At 68.3% G+C, this 17,128-nt stretch carries 14 protein-coding genes and 2 pseudogenes; 7 read left to right on the top strand and 9 right to left on the bottom strand.

Annotation, left to right across the window (positions count from 1 at the left end):
* Positions 1–11: 11 nt before the first annotated feature.
* The 3 genes and pseudogenes from ACWEKR_RS10050 to ACWEKR_RS10060 form a co-directional block, all read right to left on the bottom strand.
* Positions 12–377 carry a hypothetical protein gene (locus ACWEKR_RS10050; protein WP_452354184.1) on the bottom strand — a complete coding sequence of 122 codons (366 nt, stop codon included), beginning with the start codon at positions 375–377 and terminating at the stop codon, positions 12–14.
* Positions 378–559: 182 nt separating this feature from the next.
* Positions 560–1,345 carry a tyrosine-protein phosphatase gene (locus ACWEKR_RS10055; RefSeq protein ID WP_452354185.1) on the bottom strand — a complete coding sequence of 262 codons (786 nt, stop codon included), beginning with the start codon at positions 1,343–1,345 and terminating at the stop codon, positions 560–562.
* A 616-nt stretch (positions 1,346–1,961) separates the two neighbouring features.
* Positions 1,962–3,497, bottom strand: a pseudogene (locus ACWEKR_RS10060) (pyruvate, phosphate dikinase); the annotation flags it as partial.
* Positions 3,498–3,866: 369 nt separating this feature from the next.
* Between ACWEKR_RS10060 and ACWEKR_RS10065 the strand changes: the two are divergent.
* Positions 3,867–5,468 (top strand): FadD3 family acyl-CoA ligase, encoded by a 1,602-nt coding sequence (locus tag ACWEKR_RS10065; RefSeq protein WP_452354186.1) that lies wholly within the window; start codon positions 3,867–3,869, stop codon positions 5,466–5,468.
* Positions 5,469–5,696: 228 nt separating this feature from the next.
* A pseudogene (locus tag ACWEKR_RS10070) lies at positions 5,697–5,930 on the top strand (Tn3 family transposase); the annotation flags it as partial.
* A 16-nt stretch (positions 5,931–5,946) separates the two neighbouring features.
* Here the strand turns inward: ACWEKR_RS10070 and ACWEKR_RS10075 are convergent.
* Positions 5,947–6,795 carry an LLM class F420-dependent oxidoreductase gene (locus tag ACWEKR_RS10075; RefSeq protein ID WP_452354187.1) on the bottom strand — a complete coding sequence of 283 codons (849 nt, stop codon included), beginning with the start codon at positions 6,793–6,795 and terminating at the stop codon, positions 5,947–5,949.
* A 54-nt stretch (positions 6,796–6,849) separates the two neighbouring features.
* Between ACWEKR_RS10075 and ACWEKR_RS10080 the strand changes: the two genes are divergently transcribed.
* Entirely contained in the window at positions 6,850–7,236 is a 387-nt protein-coding gene (locus ACWEKR_RS10080) for a MerR family transcriptional regulator (protein WP_452354188.1), read from the top strand.
* A 412-nt stretch (positions 7,237–7,648) separates the two neighbouring features.
* Here the strand turns inward: ACWEKR_RS10080 and ACWEKR_RS10085 are convergent, their stop codons facing one another.
* Genes ACWEKR_RS10085 through ACWEKR_RS10100 form a run of 4 tightly spaced genes read right to left on the bottom strand, consistent with a single transcriptional unit; the run spans position 7,649 to position 11,729 of the window.
* Positions 7,649–8,467 (bottom strand): SDR family NAD(P)-dependent oxidoreductase, encoded by an 819-nt coding sequence (locus ACWEKR_RS10085; protein ID WP_452354189.1) that lies wholly within the window; start codon positions 8,465–8,467, stop codon positions 7,649–7,651.
* A gap of 58 nt (positions 8,468–8,525) precedes the next feature.
* Positions 8,526–9,257, bottom strand: coding sequence for a glucose 1-dehydrogenase (locus ACWEKR_RS10090; protein ID WP_452354190.1), 732 nt, complete (start codon positions 9,255–9,257; stop codon positions 8,526–8,528).
* The gene (gene kstD, locus ACWEKR_RS10095; RefSeq protein WP_452354191.1) at positions 9,257–10,960 is read right to left on the bottom strand and encodes a 3-oxosteroid 1-dehydrogenase; all 1,704 of its coding nucleotides are present in this window, start codon (positions 10,958–10,960) and stop codon (positions 9,257–9,259) included. Before kstD ends, ACWEKR_RS10090 begins: the two co-directional genes overlap by 1 nt.
* A 13-nt stretch (positions 10,961–10,973) precedes the next feature.
* A complete protein-coding gene (locus ACWEKR_RS10100) occupies positions 10,974–11,729 on the bottom strand; it encodes a glucose 1-dehydrogenase (RefSeq protein WP_452354192.1) in 756 nt (251 codons plus the stop codon).
* Positions 11,730–11,946: 217 nt separating this feature from the next.
* On the opposite strand from ACWEKR_RS10100, the gene ACWEKR_RS10105 reads away from it, so the two are divergent.
* The 4 genes from ACWEKR_RS10105 to ACWEKR_RS10120 are packed head-to-tail and all read left to right on the top strand — an operon-like array spanning position 11,947 to position 15,212.
* Positions 11,947–13,074, top strand: coding sequence for an LLM class flavin-dependent oxidoreductase (locus ACWEKR_RS10105; protein WP_159840495.1), 1,128 nt, complete (start codon positions 11,947–11,949; stop codon positions 13,072–13,074).
* A gap of 34 nt (positions 13,075–13,108) precedes the next feature.
* Positions 13,109–13,867, top strand: coding sequence for a glucose 1-dehydrogenase (locus ACWEKR_RS10110; RefSeq protein ID WP_452354193.1), 759 nt, complete (start codon positions 13,109–13,111; stop codon positions 13,865–13,867).
* A 17-nt stretch (positions 13,868–13,884) separates the two neighbouring features.
* On the top strand, positions 13,885–14,832 hold the full coding sequence (locus ACWEKR_RS10115) for an alpha/beta hydrolase (RefSeq protein ID WP_452354194.1): 948 nt from the start codon (positions 13,885–13,887) through the stop codon (positions 14,830–14,832).
* A 23-nt stretch (positions 14,833–14,855) separates the two neighbouring features.
* Positions 14,856–15,212 (top strand): VOC family protein, encoded by a 357-nt coding sequence (locus tag ACWEKR_RS10120; RefSeq protein ID WP_452354195.1) that lies wholly within the window; start codon positions 14,856–14,858, stop codon positions 15,210–15,212.
* A 33-nt stretch (positions 15,213–15,245) separates the two neighbouring features.
* Here ACWEKR_RS10120 and ACWEKR_RS10125 read toward each other — a convergent pair whose 3' ends face one another.
* Positions 15,246–16,814 carry a flavin-containing monooxygenase gene (locus ACWEKR_RS10125; protein WP_452354196.1) on the bottom strand — a complete coding sequence of 523 codons (1,569 nt, stop codon included), beginning with the start codon at positions 16,812–16,814 and terminating at the stop codon, positions 15,246–15,248.
* Positions 16,815–17,128: the final 314 nt, after the last annotated feature.

Genomic DNA, 17,128 nt, shown 5'->3' on the forward strand with positions numbered 1-17,128 from the left:
GTTGCTTGATCTTAAATTGCTCGATCTTGAATTGCTCGGTCTCGAGTGCTCGTGCACGGCACCACCGGATTCTGCGTCGAAGTGAGGTGAGTGGGCCGAGTTGCCCGCTCGCACTTGGTGCGGAGCCATTGGTTGATCGCGGCGACGGGGATCGTGGCCAGGTAGCGGACGGCGAGCTTGTCGTGTCTGGTGGCCACGGCACGGTGTTGTTCGAACTGGTTGAAACAGTCCACGCTGGCCCGCGACCGGATCGCGCCCGCCGCTTCAGCGAAGACCTGCAACAGCCTCGAGATCACCAGCCCCATCCCGTCGCGCTGCCAGCGGAACAATCCATGGATCGCCGACCAGGATCCGTACTGCGGCGGCACTCCCGCCATTGGCAACCCATCCGGGTCCGCCACCGGATCCCGTCGATGAACTGCCGTTTGGTCCACACAGGCGGGCGTCCCGCTTCTTCCCACGAGGCAGCAACGGCTCCAACCGCGCCCGCTGGGCATCGGTGAGATCCGCCCGTCCCGCCACCGCTACGCCCGTTTGCCGGGCGCCGCACACGCGGGTCCTATTCCGGCGCGATCAGCACTTCACGCAGTCGCGCCAGCTCCACCGTGGTGAGACCGCTGCTCAGCAACCATTCGGCGGCGCCGCCGTGTTCGGCGGACAGGTTCGCGAGAAAACGCCCCATCACCTCGGCCTCGACGCCGAGGATGCCGGTGCCGACCGGAGGCAGCCCCGTGTACGACGGGAGCGCGTCGAGGCGGTCGCGGACTCGGTGCATGCGTTCACCGGTCAGCGCGTAGTCGGCCGCGATCGCCTCCGGCGGTACGCCCACCGCGTCCAGCAGCACCGCTGCGAGCACTCCGGTGCGGTCTTTGCCCGCGGCGCAGTGGAACAGCACCGAATGGCGGCCGGCGTCGACGACGAGCCGCACCGCCGCCACGATGGAGTCGGCGCTGCCCGCCAGCAGCTTCTGGTACAGGTCCACCAGATCGACCCGGGTGGAGTCCGGCACCAGATCGCGCGCCGCCAGCGAGGATTGCGGCGACTTCCGCACCGGGAGGCAGACCCGCCGCACGTCGGCCGTGGCCAGCAGTCCGTAGCCCTCGCGCTCCACTTCGTCGGGCAGCCGTAAGTCGATCAAGGTGCGCAGACCGATCGGTCCGAGCAATTTCGCCATATCGGACTCGGTGAGATTCTGCGGCGTGCTGGAACGGTAGACCACGCCGAATCGGGTTGTGCTCCCGCCCTGCACCGGGAGCCCGCCCAGATCACGCACGTTATCGATCTGCGCGAATTCGACCCATCGGTCACCGGGCACCGTCGACTCCCCCGCGATGTCAGTGGGCACGGCCGGCCGCCGCCTCGTCGGCGCGGCTCAGGCCGCACAGTCCGATCAGGTCCTCGTGCAGCTCGAACCACACGGTGTGGTAGCTGTCCAGCACGGGCCGGGCGACCCAGGCGTGATCACCGGCCGCGATCCGCTCGATCGCGTGCGCGAACCGGGCCGAGTACCGGGCCAGCCGCGGTGCGACCGCGCCGATCCGCCGCAGCAGCGGCTGCGCGGCGCGATGCAGGTCGGCCAATCGGGTCAGTACCGCACCGTCGTAGTCGGCGTCGGCATGATCGTTGACGGTGGCCGGATCCTTCATCTGCCACGCGGTGACGACTTCTTTGAAAACTCCGTTCAATTCGCAGAATTCGGCATAGACGGAGGCGATTTCGGCGCGGTCGACCGTTCGTCGTTCCGTCGCCAGCAGGCCCTCCAAATGCTGTCTGCCTTCCGGTGTGAGCCGCACACCGATCGGCGTCGCGGCGCACCAGCCTCCGGCCACCAGATCCTCGCATCGAGCGGCGACGATCTCGGCCGGGGCCCCTACGCCCGCGGCCAGCGCGTCGTGGGCCGCCCGGCCTTTGATTCCGATCAGCCGCAGCAGATCGAGTTCGGGAATTTCCGTCACCGTTGCCGGGGGCGCCACGTCCGGCTTCGGCGCGCCCTCGGTCGCCCGCGCGTCCAGCCGCGCCGCCAACCCGTCCAGGTCGGTGCCCGCCCAATCGGCCAGTCGGCCGACGTCCGCGAGGGTGCTCGCGTCGACGGGCTTGCCAGCGACCCGCCCGGGCCATACCGTGCCCGCGCCACCGTCGACGGTCACCACCTGACCGGCCAGTGCCGCGACGACGCCGGGGCCGCAGCCGACCACGCACGGCCTGCCGATCTCGCGGCTGACCAGCGCGGCGTGCGAGGTGGCGCCGCCCAACCCGGTGACGGTCGCCCGGGCGGCGATCATGCCGTGCAGGTCATCGGGGCTGGTGGTGGGACGCACGAGAATCACGTCCTCGCCGGCTTCCGCGCGACGCTCCGCCTCATGCGGATCGCTGACGGCGACGCCGGAAGCCAGCCCGGGACACGCGGATTCACCGCGCGCCAGCGGCGTCCCCGAATACTCGCCGGTCGCCGGACGCAGCACGGTCCGCACCTGTTCGGCGGTGACCCGGTTCAGCGCTTCCTCCGCGCCGATGAGTCCCTCCTCGGCCATCGCCACCGCGGCGCGCACCGCTGCCCGCGCCGATCGCTTGGCGGCGCGGGACTGCAACAGCCACAGGGCGCCGGACTCGACGGTGAATTCGATGTCTTGGATGTCGCGGCCGTCGCGTTCCAGCAAGTCGGCGGCCGTGACGAGTCGGGCGTGCACCTCGGGTAGAACAGTGGCCAGTTCATCGAGCGGTCGCGGGGTGGTCCGGCCGGACACCACGTCCTCCCCCTGCCCACCGACCAGCCATTCGCCGAACAGCGCGCGCTCGCCGGTGTTCGGGTTGCGGCTGAACAGCACACCGGTGCCGGATCTCTCGTCCAGATTGCCGAAGACCATGGCTTGTACCGTCACGGCGGTGCCGAGGGGCCCGGAGACGCCGCGATTGCGCCGATACGTCTGCGCCCGAGGTGAATCCCAGGACCGGAACACCGCGCTGATCGCCGCCCGCAACTGCTCCCAGGGATCCTCCGGCACCGCACCGGCGGGGTCACCCAGCACGGTTTCACGATATTGGGTCCGGAACCGCTCGCGCGTATCGACCGCGTAGCCCGGATTCCCGGTCTCCGCCGCCAGCGCCCGCGCGACCGCGTCGCTCATGCCGAGGTTCAGCACCGTGTCCATCATCCCCGGCATGCTCACCGCGGCGCCCGAACGCACCGACACCAGCAGCGGACGTGCGCCGGCTCCGAAGCTCCTCCCGGTGCCGCGTTCCAAGGCGGCGATGCCGGTCCGGACCCCGCGCCAGACCTCCTCGCCGATCTCCCCGTGCGCCGCGAATTCGGCCCATCCCTCGATGGTGATGACGAACGCGGGCGGCACCGGCAGACCGAGCGCGCGCATGCGGTTGACGCTCCAGGCCTTCCCGCCGATGCGTTCGCGGGACAGCAAACAGGCGCCGTCGAGTTCGACGACCGGCCCCGCGCCCGCAGCCTCGTCGTTTCGCTCCACTAGCTCTGCTCCGGCTGTCATGTCACTCCTTAGCACTCACTGAACACTCCGCGCCCCAGCGCGATTCGGAACCTCGGACACCGGCCCGTGCCGGACCGGACGCGAACCGCGGCGCACACACCTGTCGCTCGTTTCGAGCCTGCCGTGCCCTCGGTCACCTGCCGTACCCGCGGTCCCGCTGAGCAGGACGGTTCCGATGAGCCGAGCGGACACGGCGTGTCGTGTGGCCCTGCTGGTCATCGCCACCGTCGCTCGATCGGTTTGCCTGTACCCACTTGCGGCGGTCGCGCGCGGCCGCTGCGAACGCGTGACCGGGAAAGAATTCCCGGTCAACGGGATATCCGGCCGCGATCACACCGCGTCGCACAGTCGATGCGGCACGATCGCGGCATGGATCGACGCGGTGCAGCGACCGGTGAGCTCGCGACGATTCCGGCGGTGCTGGCCGAACGGGCGCGGCGGGACGGCACGCGGGTCGCGGTGGCGTCACCGGAAGGGCAGCTCACCTACGCCGGACTCGCCGCGGCAGCGCGGCGTGTCACACAGGCGGTGATGGCGCAGTCGGTGCGGCCCGGCGAGCGGGTGGCGATCTGGGCGCCCAACACCACGCGGTGGGTGATCGCCGCGCTCGGCGTGCTCGGTGCGGGCGCGACGCTGGTTCCTCTCGGCACTCGACTGCGCGGTCCGGAGGCTGCGGGCATCCTCGCTCGTAGCCGGTGCCGCATGTTGCTCACCGTGGGCGACTTCCTCGGCAACGACTACCCGGGAATGCTGCGGGCATCGGGGCGCGCGCTGCCGGAGTTGCGGACCGTCGTATGTCTCGACGAGTCCCGCGAGAACAGACCCGAGGAGCTCCCGTGGGCTCGCTTCCTCGTCCTCGGCGAGGTGATAACCGTCGCGGAAGCCGACGCGCGGAGCGCGTCCGTGGCACCGGAGTCGATCTCCGACATCTTGTTCACGTCCGGCACCACGGGCGCACCGAAAGGCGTGCCGATCACACACCGGCAGACGATCGAGGCTTTCACCCACTGGGCCGATGCGGTCACCCTCTCCGGCGACGACAGATATCTGCTGGTCAACCCGTTCGCCCACACCTTCGGCTATAAGGCCGGGATCATCGCGTGCCTGCTGCGCGGCGCCACCATGGTGCCGGTGGACCACTTCGATCCGGAGCGGGTGTTCGGTGTCATCGAGCGCGAGCGGATCACCGTGCTGACCGGTCCGCCGACGCTCTTCCACGACCTGCTCGCCCACGACCGGCGCGCCGATTGTGACCTGAGCTCGCTGCGCCTGGCGGGCACCGGTGGTTCCAGCGTGCCGACCGAGTTGGTGGAGCGAATCCGCCGTGAACTGGGGGCCGGAGAAGTATTCACCGGATACGGACTGACCGAATCAACTGGTGTCGCCACGCTCTGCCCACCCGATGCCCCTGCGATCCAGCTCGGGGAGACCGTAGGAAAAGCATTGCCGGAGGTGCGAATTCACGTCGTGGACGACGCCGGGCAGCCTGTGCCGGTCGGCCAGCCCGGCGAGATAGTGGTTCGCGGCCCGAATGTGATGCACGGCTATCTCGACGACCCCGCCGCGACAAGAACCGCGATCGATGCCGACGGCTGGTTGCACACCGGCGACATCGGCACCCTGGACGCCGACGGCTATCTGCGCATCACCGACCGCCGCACGGACATGTTCGTGGTGGGCGGTTTCAACGTCTACCCCGCCGAAATCGAGCGCATCCTTCGTACCCACCCCGACCTCGCGGAGGCCGCCGTGATCGGCGTTCCCGACGCCCGTCTCGGCGAGGTCGGCCACGCCTTCGTCGTCCCCGACGGCATCGCTGAAATCGACCCCGCCGAGATCATCGCGTGGGCCGGGACCTATTTGGCAGGCTACAAGCTCCCGCGCCGCCTCGAGGTCGTAGCGGCACTACCCCGGAACGCCAACGGCAAGGTCCTCAAACGTGTCCTCCGTTCGCACGTGGCGCAACCCTGAGCACTCGGTGCCCGCTCGCACGTTCGAGGACGTGTCCGGTGGGCCTGGTTACGAGGACTCCGAGGCCGCCACTCGTCGCTCAATTGCCTCGAAAATCCCGATATCGGTCCTCTGCTGCCACTCGGGCAACTGGTCCCAGGGCGCGATATAACCAGGCTTCGGATCAGGTATCCCCGCCAAAATCTGCCCAATCCAGCAGATCGCGACAAACTGCCCTTTCAACTCCGGACCCTGGCCACGAACGCGGTAATCGCCTGAACCACAGAGTATTACGGGCTCGCAGTGGACCAGATTCGCCGTCAGGGCCGCCGCATCGACGCTGATGTGCTGGCCCACCTCTCACCCGCGCACAGCGAGAACATCAATTGCTTCGGCGCCATCGAGGTCGACATCGACGCCGAACTCGCCCAGCTCGGCCCGCACAGGCTACGTCCGCTGCGGGTGCGCGACACACTGTTCTGACCGCTGCACGCTCCGCTCAGCGGTCGATCCCACGGCTCACCTCGGCAAACCGGTCCAACTTACGAAGCGCTGCATCATGTGGCAGCACAGGCACGATGCCCAGCAATGTGCGATGAATTCCTAACTCCGCCAGATATTCCAGGTCACCGCGCTGCGGATCGAACAGGGTCACGATCACCGGCACCGGCGGTCGGCCGTGGCGGTCGGCCAAAGCCTGTAGCTCGCGGACGCCCTTCTCGAGTTCGTCGAGTGGAATACCTACCGGGGCCAGCCACCCGTCGGCGTGGTCGAGGATGCGTTCATGTGTGGATGGCCCCCAGCCACCGAGCCAAACCGGTGGGCGCGGCTGCTGGACCGGCTTCGGCCACGAGTACAACGGGTCGAAATCGACAAATTTGCCGTGAAATTCGGCTTGCTGCTCTGTCCAGATAGTCGTCATCGCAAGGAGTCGTTCCCGCTGTAGCGCAACTCGTGTTCGGGGATCGGTACCGTGGTTGCGCATTTCCTCACGCAGCCAGCCGACGCCAACGCCCAGCTCGAAACGCCCTCCTGATGCCAGGTCCAGGCTCGCCACCTCCTTGGCCAACGTGATCGGATCGCGCTGAACAACCAACGCCACAGCCGTGCCGATCCGTATCTTCTGGGTCACAGCGGCGGCGAACGCCAGCGTGATGAACGGATCGAAATTCCGGTAGTAGTCCCGTGGAATCTCGCCCCCGCCGGGGTACGGGGTTGTGACAGTGACCGGGATGTGCGTGTGCTCAGCAACGAACAACGACTCGAATTCACGGTCTTCCACTGCTCGGGCAAGGTCGGCCGGACCGATACTTTCATCGGTCACGCCGGTAAATATTCCGATCTGCATGCGGCTACGGTAAACATTGACACCAGCGTCAAGGTCAAGATCGAGGTGGGTGGAATGCAGATAGGCGAGCTGGCGCAGCGCACCGGCAGCAGCACAAGGGCGCTGCGGTACTACGAGCGGCAGGGCCTACTGGCGGCTGCGCGAGGCCGCAACGGCTACCGCAGCTTCGATGACTCCGCGGTCGGCACCGTGCTCCGCATCCGTGCCCTTCTGGCAGCGGGACTGACCACGGACGTCATCCGTCGGGTGCTGCCGTGCACCCGCGACACCGCCCCCAGGCTCGAGCCCTGTGCCGAGGTCGTAGCAGTGCTGAAGTCGGAGATAAACCGGATGGATGCGCTGGCCTCAGATCTGGCCCGCTCCCGCCACCTACTCGCCTCGATTCTGCTCGACTCCGATGTGCCGATACCCGGCGATCACCGCCAGCAGGGCACGGCATAGCAATCGCGCGATCCGACCATTCGACGGCACGTTCAATGACGCATGCGTGTCGCTGGCGGCACCGTCTCACTGCGCGGGTTTGCCACGGCGGTGTTCCGTTGGCCGATCAGCCAACGGAACACTACGACCGAAGGACAGCCCTGGTCGCAGGTGTTCCGTAGGGGGTTCCGCGTTTCTTCGCACGATTACTACCGGAACCGCGGCTACGACCAGCGCGGCGGCACCGGCATGTTCGTGCAGGACGACAAGGCCGATGCCCTGTGGGGTCTGCCACTGAGGGGTGCCATTTGCAATACTCGGTAAACCCTCCCGGCGCGCAGCCAGGAGGGTTTAGGTCATCGACGTTCGCGAACTTCTCGGGTGCGGTAGGACCACCTCGTGGACTGCGTGATCAGCGGGAAGGTCCGGACTTTCAGGCGACTTCGTTCTTCATCTGGGCGGTGAGGATCTTCTGGTAACCGGCTCCGAAAAGGCGGGGCAGCCAGTCGATTACGTGGGCATCCGTGCCGATCAGGATCTTCGCCTTGTTCTTGCGGATGCCGTTAACGATGACCCGTGCGGCGCGCTCGGGGGTGGTCTTGGCCAGCCGGTCGAAGTTGGCGGCGAGGGCGTCGCGGTCGCGGTCGCCGCCCGCCCGCGCCTTCCAGGCGATGTCGGTCTTGATCATGCCCGGGTGCACGCTGCTGACGCCGACCGCGTGCCCGGCGATGGTCATCTCCTGGCGCAGCGCGTCGGTGAACGCGCGGATGGCGAATTTCGTCGCGCTGTAGGCGCCCTGGCTCGGGCACGCCGCCAGGCCGAACATGCTCGACACGTTCGCGATGTGCCCGTCACCGGAGGCGATGACATGAGGCAGGAACGCCTTCGTGCCGTACGCGACGCCCCAGAAGTTGATGCCGACGATCCATTCGAAGTCGGCCCAGCTGAGTTCCTCCACGTTCGCGGTGAGCGAGACGCCGGCGTTGTTGACGACCAGGTTGATCCGGCCGAAGTCCTCGGCCACCTCGTCGGCGTGCCGATAGACCGCGTCCCGGTCGGTCACGTCCAGCTTGTAGGCGCGGGCTTGGGCGCCTTCCTTGCCACACAGCGCCGCGGTCTCGGCGACGTTGTCCACGTTGCGGCCCGACAGCGCCAGCCGGGCGCCGCGGCGGGCGAGCTCGATCGCCACCGCCCGGCCGATGCCCGCGCCCGCGCCGGTGATGACGGCGGTTCTGCCCTGGAAGTTCTTCACGGTTGTTTTCCTTGTCTCGCTCGGCGGTCGGTCCGCCGGGTTGCCCCGCCGGACGCCGTCACAGGGACGTGTAGCCGCCGTCGGCCACGAATTCCGAGCCGGTGCTGAAGCTCGATTCGTCGCTGATCAGGAACAGCACCAGGTTCGCCAGTTCCTCGGGTCGACCGGCTCGGCGGATCGGCTGGTTGCCCGACATACCCTGCGAGCGGTCGGAGGCCGCGGTCATCTCCGTGACCACGACGCCGGGGTGCACCGAGTTGACGCGGATGTCGTCGGCGGCGAACTCTTGCGCGGCGGTCTTGGTCATGCCGCGCACCGCCCATTTGGACGCGGTGTAGCCGAGGATGTTGGCGAAGGCGATGATGCCGCCGATCGAGGAGATGTTGACGATGGAGCCGCTTCCGGCCCGGCGCATCGACCCCAGCACCGCCTTCATGCCGAGGAACACCCCGACCTGATTGACGTCGATCACCCTGCGGAAGTCGGCTTCCGACAGCTTTTCGATCGGAGCGACGTGCACGATGCCCGCGTTGTTGACCAGACCCGAGACCGGCCCGAAAACCTTCTCGGTGTAGGCGACCACGTCGTTCCACGCCGACTCGTCGGTGACGTCGAGCGGAAGGAAGGTCGCGGCGTCGCCCAACTCGGCAGCCAGCGCCACGCCTTCGTCCATCAGAACGTCGGTGATCGCCACCGTGGCGCCCTCGGCGACCAGCCGCCGCGCGAACGCCGCACCCATGCCCCTGGCGCCGCCGGTCACGATGACGTTCTTGCCGTCCACTCGTCCCATCAACGTTCTCCTTCCACTGCCGGCCGCGCGGTCGCGCCCGGTCGGTTGTCTGCCATGTGACCGGCCGCGATGTAGCCGAACACCATGGCGGGACCGATGGTCGCGCCCGCGCCCGCGTAGTCGTTGCCCATCACCGAGGCCGAGTTGTTCCCCGCCGCGTACAGGCCGGGGATCGGCCGGTCGCCGCTGTCGAGGACGCGAGCGTGCTCGTCGGTGACCAATCCGCCCTTGGTGCCCAGATCGCCCGGCACCATCTCGACGGCGTAGAACGGGCCCTGATCGAGGGGAGCCAGACAAGGATTCGGCCGCACGGTCGGGTCGCCGTAGTAGCGGTCGTACGCGGAATCGCCGCGCCGGAAGTCCTCATCGCGACCGGCAAGGGCGAAGCGGTTGAAACGCTCGACCGTCGCGGAAAGCGCCGCGGGCGACACACCGATCTGGGCAGCGAGGTCGGCCAACGTCTCGGCCTGCTCGATGATCCCGGCATCCAGGTACTTCTGCGGAAGAGGGCGTTTGGGGAAGTTCCCCAGGAACAGATACCGGTCCCGGAAACGCTGGTCCATGATGAAGTACGCCGGAATGTGCCCGACGCCCGACGCTTCCTGCTCGTACATCTTGTGGACCACGTTCACGTATGGGGCCGATTCGTTGACGAATCGCTCGCCCGCGTGATTCACCATGATGCCGCCGGGCTGCGAACGCTCGGCCAGACAGAAGAACGGCGGCCCATCGGGGTTGCGCACAGACGGGCCCCACCAGGCGTCATCCATGAGATCCACCGCGCCACCGGCCTTCTGGCCCGCGACGATGCCTTCACCGACGTTCTCGGTGGCGCCTACCGTCCACTCGGTGGACTGCGGACCGCTCATGTACTGCTCGCGCATCGCCAGGTTGTGCTCGAAGCCGCCCGCCGCCAGCACCACCCCGCGGCGCGCCTTGATCACCACCGGCGTCCCGTCGTGCTCGGCGTGCACGCCCACCACCGCGTCGCCCTCGGTGATCAGCTCGGTCAGCGGCGTGTTCAGCCACACCGGGACCCCGGCGTCGCGCAGTGACAGCCACAACCGGGCCGCGAGCGCCTTGCCCAGGCTCAGCGGCAACCGCCCTCGCAGCTTGTTCCCGACCGCCTGCGTCCCGACCTTGATCGCGGTGCGCTTGCCGGCCCAGGTGCGGGCGATCATGTTCAAGTCGTGGAAGTCGCTGACCGTGAACGCGATTCCCTTCGGCCCGGACATGGTCGGCTGGTTGATCTTGTGCAGATCGCCGCCGAGCAGTCGCCCGTCCAGCGGCGCGGGCTCGATGCTGCGCCCTTGGGCCAAGCCACCGGGGAATTCCGGGTGGTAGTCCGAATAGCCGCGGTCGTAGACGAATTCCCAGTATTTGCTGCGAGCGCCGAGATAGCGCATCATCTCCGGTCCGCGATCGAGGAAGGCGCGCTGCTTGGCCTCCGGCACCCGATCGCCGACCACCGCCTTCAGATAGGTGCGGGCCAGTTCCGGGCTGTCGGGCACGCCTTCGCGCTGCAGCACCGGGTTGTTGGGGATCCAGATGCCACCGCCGGACCGCGCGGTGGACCCGCCGAAGGACCGGCTCTTCTCGATCACCGTGACCGACAGCCCGCGGTAGGCGGCCGTCAGCGCGGCGGTCATGCCCGCGGCCCCGGAGCCGACTACCACCACGTCGAATTCGAATTCCTGAGTCATCGCATCGCTTCCGTCAGTAGCCGCAACCGGTCAGCATGCCGCCGTCGACGACGAATTCGCCGCCGGTGCAGTAACCGGCCGCGTCCGACGCCAGGAACACCGCCACATGGGACACCTCGACAGGCTGCCCCCAGCGCGGGATCGGCAGGCTCGCGAAGAAGCCCTCGCCGTCCACCCCCGACGCCCCGGATACCGCAGCCGTCATGGGCGTGGCGATGCCACCCGGGTGCAGCGAGTTGACGCGGATGCCCAAGTGGCCCAGCTCCCGAGCGGCCGACTTGGTGATGCCGCGGATGGCGAACTTGCTCGCACTGTAGGCGGACAGGCCCGCCGCGCCGACGAACCCTTCCACCGAGGAGACGTTCACGACCGAGCCTGCGCCGGTCTCGGCCAGCGCGGGTGCGGCGGCCTTGATGCCGAGCCAGGTGCCGGTCACGTTGACCGTCATGATCGCGGTGAAGTCCGCCAAAGCCATCTCGGTGATCGGGACGAACCGCAGAATTCCCGCGTTGTTCACCAGCGCGTCGAGCCGCCCGTAGTGGGTGACCGCCTCGGACACCGCGGCGGACCAATCGGCTTCGCTGGTCACGTCGTGGTGCACGTATCGCACGCCGTCGCCCAGCTCGGCGGCCAACGCCATTCCCTCGTGGTCGAGCACGTCACCGAACACCACCCGCGCGCCTTCGGCCACGAACTGCCGCACGTGTTCGGCGCCCATCCCCCGCGCCCCGCCGGTGACCAGCGCCACCTTGCCGTCGAGTTGTCCCACCGATTCCCGTCCTCTCTGACCGTCGCTTCGCACCGACGCTAGGACGCCCATCGGGACGCGGCACCGGACCGTCCCGGCCACCGGGACTTGCGCCTGACCTGAGAAGTTCCACCGGTCATATTTCGATTAGGCATACAACTCCGGCCGTCCCCTTCCAGGACGAGCCACACCGACGACACCGCTGAACGCCCGATCGGGCGATCGAGAAGGAGACCGGATGAAGTTCTCGATGATCTTCGAGGCCCAGATGGCCGACCCGTCGCGCGAACACGAGCACCAAGTGCTGCGCGACTGTGTCGAGCAGGCCGTCCTCGCCGACCAGATGGGATTCGACACCGTCTGGGCGGTCGAACACCACGGGCTGAAGTGGTACGCGCACATGAGCGCACCGGAGGTCTTCCTGACCTGGGTGGCCGCGAAGACCGAGCGGATCCGGATCGGACACGGCGTGGTGTGCATGCCGTTCAACTTCAACCACCCCGTGCGCGCCGCCGAACGCGCCGCGATGCTCGACGTGCTGTCCGGCGGCAGGCTCAACCTGGGCGCGGGCCGCGGCGCGACCCCGGTGGAGACCTCCATGTGCGGTGTCGACCCCGAGCGCACCTACCAGGAGGTGGAGGAATCGCTGCGCATGATCGGCAAGGCGTGGCAGGATCCCGAAGCCGAATTCGAGTACAACGGTGAGCTTCTGCAGGTCTCGCCGCATTCGCTGCTGCCGCGGCCGGAGCAGCTGCCGCATCCGCCGCTGTTCATGGCCTGCACCAAGAAGGACACGCTGAAAATGGCCGCCGACTACGGAATCGGCGCACTGGTCCTAGGTTTCGCGGGTGTGGAGGAGATCGCGGAACTGCGGCGCACCTACGACGAGGCGATCGCCGCGCGCACGGGCGAGCGTTTCGTGTCGACCGTCGTGAACGATCATTTCGCGGCGCTGTGCCCCACCATCGTCCTCGACGACCGGGAGAAGGCTCAGCAGATCGGCGCTCGCGGCCAGCGCTTCTTCGCGCAATCCATCAAGCACTACTACGGCGCGGGCCCGGCCCCCGACGAGGCGGTCGACCCGAATGCGGACGAGGTCGCCGCGATCAAGCAGGCCGCCGACGATCACGTGGCCTACCTGCACGAGGCCAAGATCCCGGTGAAGACCGGCGCCACCTCGGTCTTCAACGTCGAGCACGCCTACGGAAGCCCCGAGGACGCCATCGCCTACGTCGAGCGCCTGCAGGCCGCGGGCGCCGACGAGATCCTCTGCCTCATCCAGATGGGCACCGTGCCGCAGGAGGCATGCCTGGAGACCATCCGGCACTGGGGCGAGAAGGTCATCCCCCATTTCCGCAACAGCTGACCCACGCGATCGCCGAGAACAAGAGGAGTTCGACATGGTTGACCTGAATGGGAAGGTCGCCCTGATCACCGGCGCCGCCCGAGGGCAGGGCGCCGCCGAGGCGCGGCTGTTCGTGGAGCGCGGCGCCCGCGTGGTGATCACCGATGTCCTGGAAGCCGAGGGAACGCAGCTGGCCGAATCGCTCGGCGCGGCGGCCCGTTTCGTCCGGCACGACGTCGGCAGTGGAGCGGACTGGGAAGCCGCTGTGGGTGCGGCGGTTTCCTCGTTCGGCAGGCTGGACGTCCTGGTGAACAACGCCGCCATCTACACCGCGAAGCCGCTGACCGAGACCTCACCGGAGGAATTCGAGCGCATTCTGCACGTCAATCTGATCGGCGCGTTCCGCGGCATCCACGCCGCGGTCGGGCCGATGACACGGGCGGGCGGCGGCTCGATCGTCAACATCTCCTCGCAGGCGGGCCTCGAGGGGCTGATGGGCCATTCCGCCTACGGCTCGTCGAAATGGGGACTGCGCGGTCTGACCAAGACCGCCGCACTCGAGCTGGGCCCGGCCGGAATCCGGGTCAACTCGGTGCACCCGGGGCCGATCGCGACGCCGATGGTCCCCTATCTGACCACCGGCCCGGGCAGCTTCCCAACGTTGCCGCTGCAACGCACCGGCGAGCCTCGAGAAGTCGCCGAACTGGTGGCGTTCCTGGCCTCGGACGCCTCGGCCTACATCACCGGCGCCGAGGTCACGATCGATGGCGGGTTGGCGGCCGGCAAATTCCTGCCGCCGGACGCGCGGCCGTAGGCGAGGGAGCGAGCCGGATGCCACTGACACCCGAAGCGCAGGCGATCGTCGACGCCGCCGGCGCCGCGTTCCCCAAGTTGGGCACCGAAGTGCTCGACGCCACCGAGGCGCGGCGGCTGCTCGCCGCACGCCCCGCGGCGCCGGTCGATCCCATCCCCGTCGCGGAAGTCTGGGAGCGGCGGATCCCCGGCCCGGCGGGCGCACCCGAAGTCCGGGTCCGGATCTACCGGCCCGCGAGCGCGGCGCAGGCGGCTCCGGTCGTGCTGTTCTGCCACGGCGGCGGGTTCGTGATCTGCAGCCTCGACAGCCATGACCGGTTCTGCCGGGCCATGGCCGTCGGAGCGGACGCGATCGTGGTGTCGGTGGATTACCGGCAAGCCCCCGAGCACCGTTGTCCCGCAGCGGCCGAGGACGCGTACGCGGCGCTGTGCTGGGTCGCGGGCCACGCCGACGCGCTGGGCGGCGACCCGGCCCGCCTCGTCGTGGCCGGCGACAGCGCGGGCGGCAACCTCGCCGCCGTGACGGCGTTGCTGGCACGGGATCGGGGCGGACCCGAGATCGCCCGGCAGCTGCTGCTGTATCCCATGCTCGACCCGGCCTGCGCCACCGCGTCCTACCGGGAGAACGCCGAGGGCTACTTCACCACCGCCGCGCATCTGCGCTGGTACTGGCGTCAGTATCTGGGCAAGCACGACGGCGTCGACCCGTACGCCAACCCACTGCACGCCGAGCTGTCCGGGCTTCCGCCCGCCCACATCGTCACCGCCGAATACGATCCGTTGCGCGACGAGGGCGAGGATTACGGGCGACGGTTGCGGCAAGCCGGTGTCGCGGCCGAAATCCACCGCTACGACGGCATGTTCCACGGCTTCATGAGCATGGCCGACCACCTGCCCGATGCGATGCGAGCGAACGCCGCCGCCTTCTCGGCCATTCGCACGGCGCACGCCGAGCGCCGTTCCTGACCGATCCACTTCTACGGAGACCCATGACCATCCAGCGAATCGGGCCTGCCTACCCCACCGACGATCTGCCCACCACCGTGGCGCTGCTGACCGCCGTCTTCGGCGTGGGACCCACCGCGGTCGACGGCGACCGATGGGCTCAATTCGACAGCAACGGCGTCCGAATCATGCTCGCGGGCAGCGACCGCGACGACGACACCCCGTTCCTCGCGATCAAGGTCGACGACCTGGACGCCGCACTCGACCGGCTGCGCGCCGAAGGATTCGAGGCAGCACAGCCGGTCACCGGACCGCACGAACGCCGAGCCGTCATACGGCCGACGCCCGGCGCGGTCTGGCACGTCGCACTCTACGAACCGGTCACGGCAGCTTCGACGTGATCGGACGAAGGGAACCGCGCGGGATCGAGCCGCTCATTCGGTGCCGATCCACGCGGTCGGCTCCGGCGCGGATGGCCGCCGCCGCGCACGACTCCTCCGCTTGACTCGCTTCGGGAGTTTCCCGTCCGGAGTCACCGGAGCAGGCAAGACGACGCGGAACGATTCGGACGGCGGTCGCCGCAAGGCGCGGTCGAACGCGCGAGCCGACGCAGGCCACGGATTGGTGACGCGCCCGCTCTCGTGCTTGTACCAGCTCGGCCCCGTGGCAGGCCACACCGTCTTCGCCAGGGCGGCCTCGATCCACTGCCGGTGGGCCCGCATCGCGCCTGCCCGGACTTCGACGGCGGACGCGCCGATCCGGTCCCGCCAGCGCAGACAACGGACGATGTAGTCGATCTGGCATTCCTTCATTCCCGGGTTGCTGCCCGCGGAATTGAAGCTGTTCGGTCCCGCGATCAGGAACGCGTTCGGATAACCCGGAACCGCCACACCCAGCAGAGCTGCCGCGCCTGAGCGCCATTCGTCGTGCAGCAGCGCTCCCCCACGCCCGCGCACGGTGATCGGCACCAGGAATTCCGGAGCACGGAAGCCGGTTGCGTAGACGATCACGTCGGCCCGATGGTGCGCGCCGTCGGCGGTGCGCAGTCCGTCCCGGGTGATCCGGCTGATGGGAGCGGTGACCAGCTCGACGTTCTCGCGCGTCAACGTCGAGTAGTAGTGGCTGTCGAAAATGATGCGTTTACCCCCGATCCGATAGTCGGGAGTGAGTTTCGCGCGCAGCTGCGGATCGGTGATCCGGCTGTGCAGATACCGTCGGGCAGCCCATTCGGCGGGGCGCGCCGACCAGCCCCGGTGCATGATCGGCGCGAGCACGGCATCGGCGCCGTAGTACAGCGCTCGGCGATACATGCGGTGAGCGCCGGGCAGCCGCAGCGCCGCTCGGGCGAGCGGCCCGAAATCGGCCGAAGGCTTGGGCAGCACCCAGTGCGGCGTGCGCTGGAAGACGCGGACGTGCCGGGCGGTCGCGGCCAGCGTCGGCAGCATCTGGGCCGCGCTCGAACCGGTGCCGATCACCGCCACCTCCAACCCGGATAGGTCTTGCCCGTGGTCCCAGCGCGCGGAATGGAAGGACGGTCCTGCGAAATCCGCCCGGCCGGGAAGATCGGGGATGTTCGGCCGGTGCAGCTGCCCCACGGCGAAAACCACCACTTCCGCGTGCACGCGCTGCCCCTCGGACGTGACCAGCTCCCAGCCGCCCCGGGTTTCGGAATAGTTGGCTTCGCCGATCGCGGTACTCAATCTCAGATGCGCTGCCAACCCGTGGTCGGCGACGACCGCACGCAGATATTCCAGGATCTCGGCCTGGCTCGGAAACCGGATGCGCCGACTGCGGTAGGGCGCGAAGGAGAACGAATACAGATGCGACGGCACGTCACAGGAGCACCCTGGATAGGTGTTGTCCCGCCAGACGCCGCCGACGTCGCCGCCCCGCTCGAAGATCACGAAATCGGTGATCCCGGCTCGTCGCAGCGCGACCCCCATCCCGATGCCGCCGAAGCCCGCTCCGACGACAGCTACCTTGCAGGTCATCGCGTTCGCCACCCCTCCTCCTTCACGCTCAGCACACAGTCAACGTTCAGCTACCTCATCTCTTCGTTGGCTGGAGCGTTCTGGATGGCAAGATCGTCGAGGTACTTGTCCGGGGTCGACGGCAACCAGAAGCGCGGTGGCGCACGGAACTCCGTTCGTGACGTGATCAGCGGGACGATGTCCGGCGACCCGTTCGGAGCACGCAGGTCACCCGAGTCGCCCGCCCGCGAATACTGCGAACAGCACACTTTTCGCTATTCAGCGTGTGACCGGCCGGGTCCATCTGTGCGGACGAGATGTCCGATACGGGCAGGATCCCGCGCCGG

It is taken from the genome of Nocardia sp. NPDC004573 (genome assembly GCF_053602135.1).

Excerpts from the sequence above, each read along its gene's own strand:
- ACWEKR_RS10050 (WP_452354184.1), bottom strand. The coding sequence starts at position 377 with ATGGCGGGAGTGCCGCCGCAGTACGGATCCTGGTCGGCGATCCATGGA.
- ACWEKR_RS10065 (WP_452354186.1), top strand. The coding sequence starts at position 3,867 with ATGGATCGACGCGGTGCAGCGACCGGTGAGCTCGCGACGATTCCGGCG.
- ACWEKR_RS10075 (WP_452354187.1), bottom strand. The coding sequence starts at position 6,795 with ATGCAGATCGGAATATTTACCGGCGTGACCGATGAAAGTATCGGTCCG.
- ACWEKR_RS10080 (WP_452354188.1), top strand. The coding sequence starts at position 6,850 with ATGCAGATAGGCGAGCTGGCGCAGCGCACCGGCAGCAGCACAAGGGCG.
- ACWEKR_RS10090 (WP_452354190.1), bottom strand. The coding sequence starts at position 9,257 with ATGGGACGAGTGGACGGCAAGAACGTCATCGTGACCGGCGGCGCCAGG.
- kstD (WP_452354191.1), bottom strand. The coding sequence starts at position 10,960 with ATGACTCAGGAATTCGAATTCGACGTGGTGGTAGTCGGCTCCGGGGCC.
- ACWEKR_RS10105 (WP_159840495.1), top strand. The coding sequence starts at position 11,947 with ATGAAGTTCTCGATGATCTTCGAGGCCCAGATGGCCGACCCGTCGCGC.
- ACWEKR_RS10110 (WP_452354193.1), top strand. The coding sequence starts at position 13,109 with ATGGTTGACCTGAATGGGAAGGTCGCCCTGATCACCGGCGCCGCCCGA.
- ACWEKR_RS10115 (WP_452354194.1), top strand. The coding sequence starts at position 13,885 with ATGCCACTGACACCCGAAGCGCAGGCGATCGTCGACGCCGCCGGCGCC.
- ACWEKR_RS10120 (WP_452354195.1), top strand. The coding sequence starts at position 14,856 with ATGACCATCCAGCGAATCGGGCCTGCCTACCCCACCGACGATCTGCCC.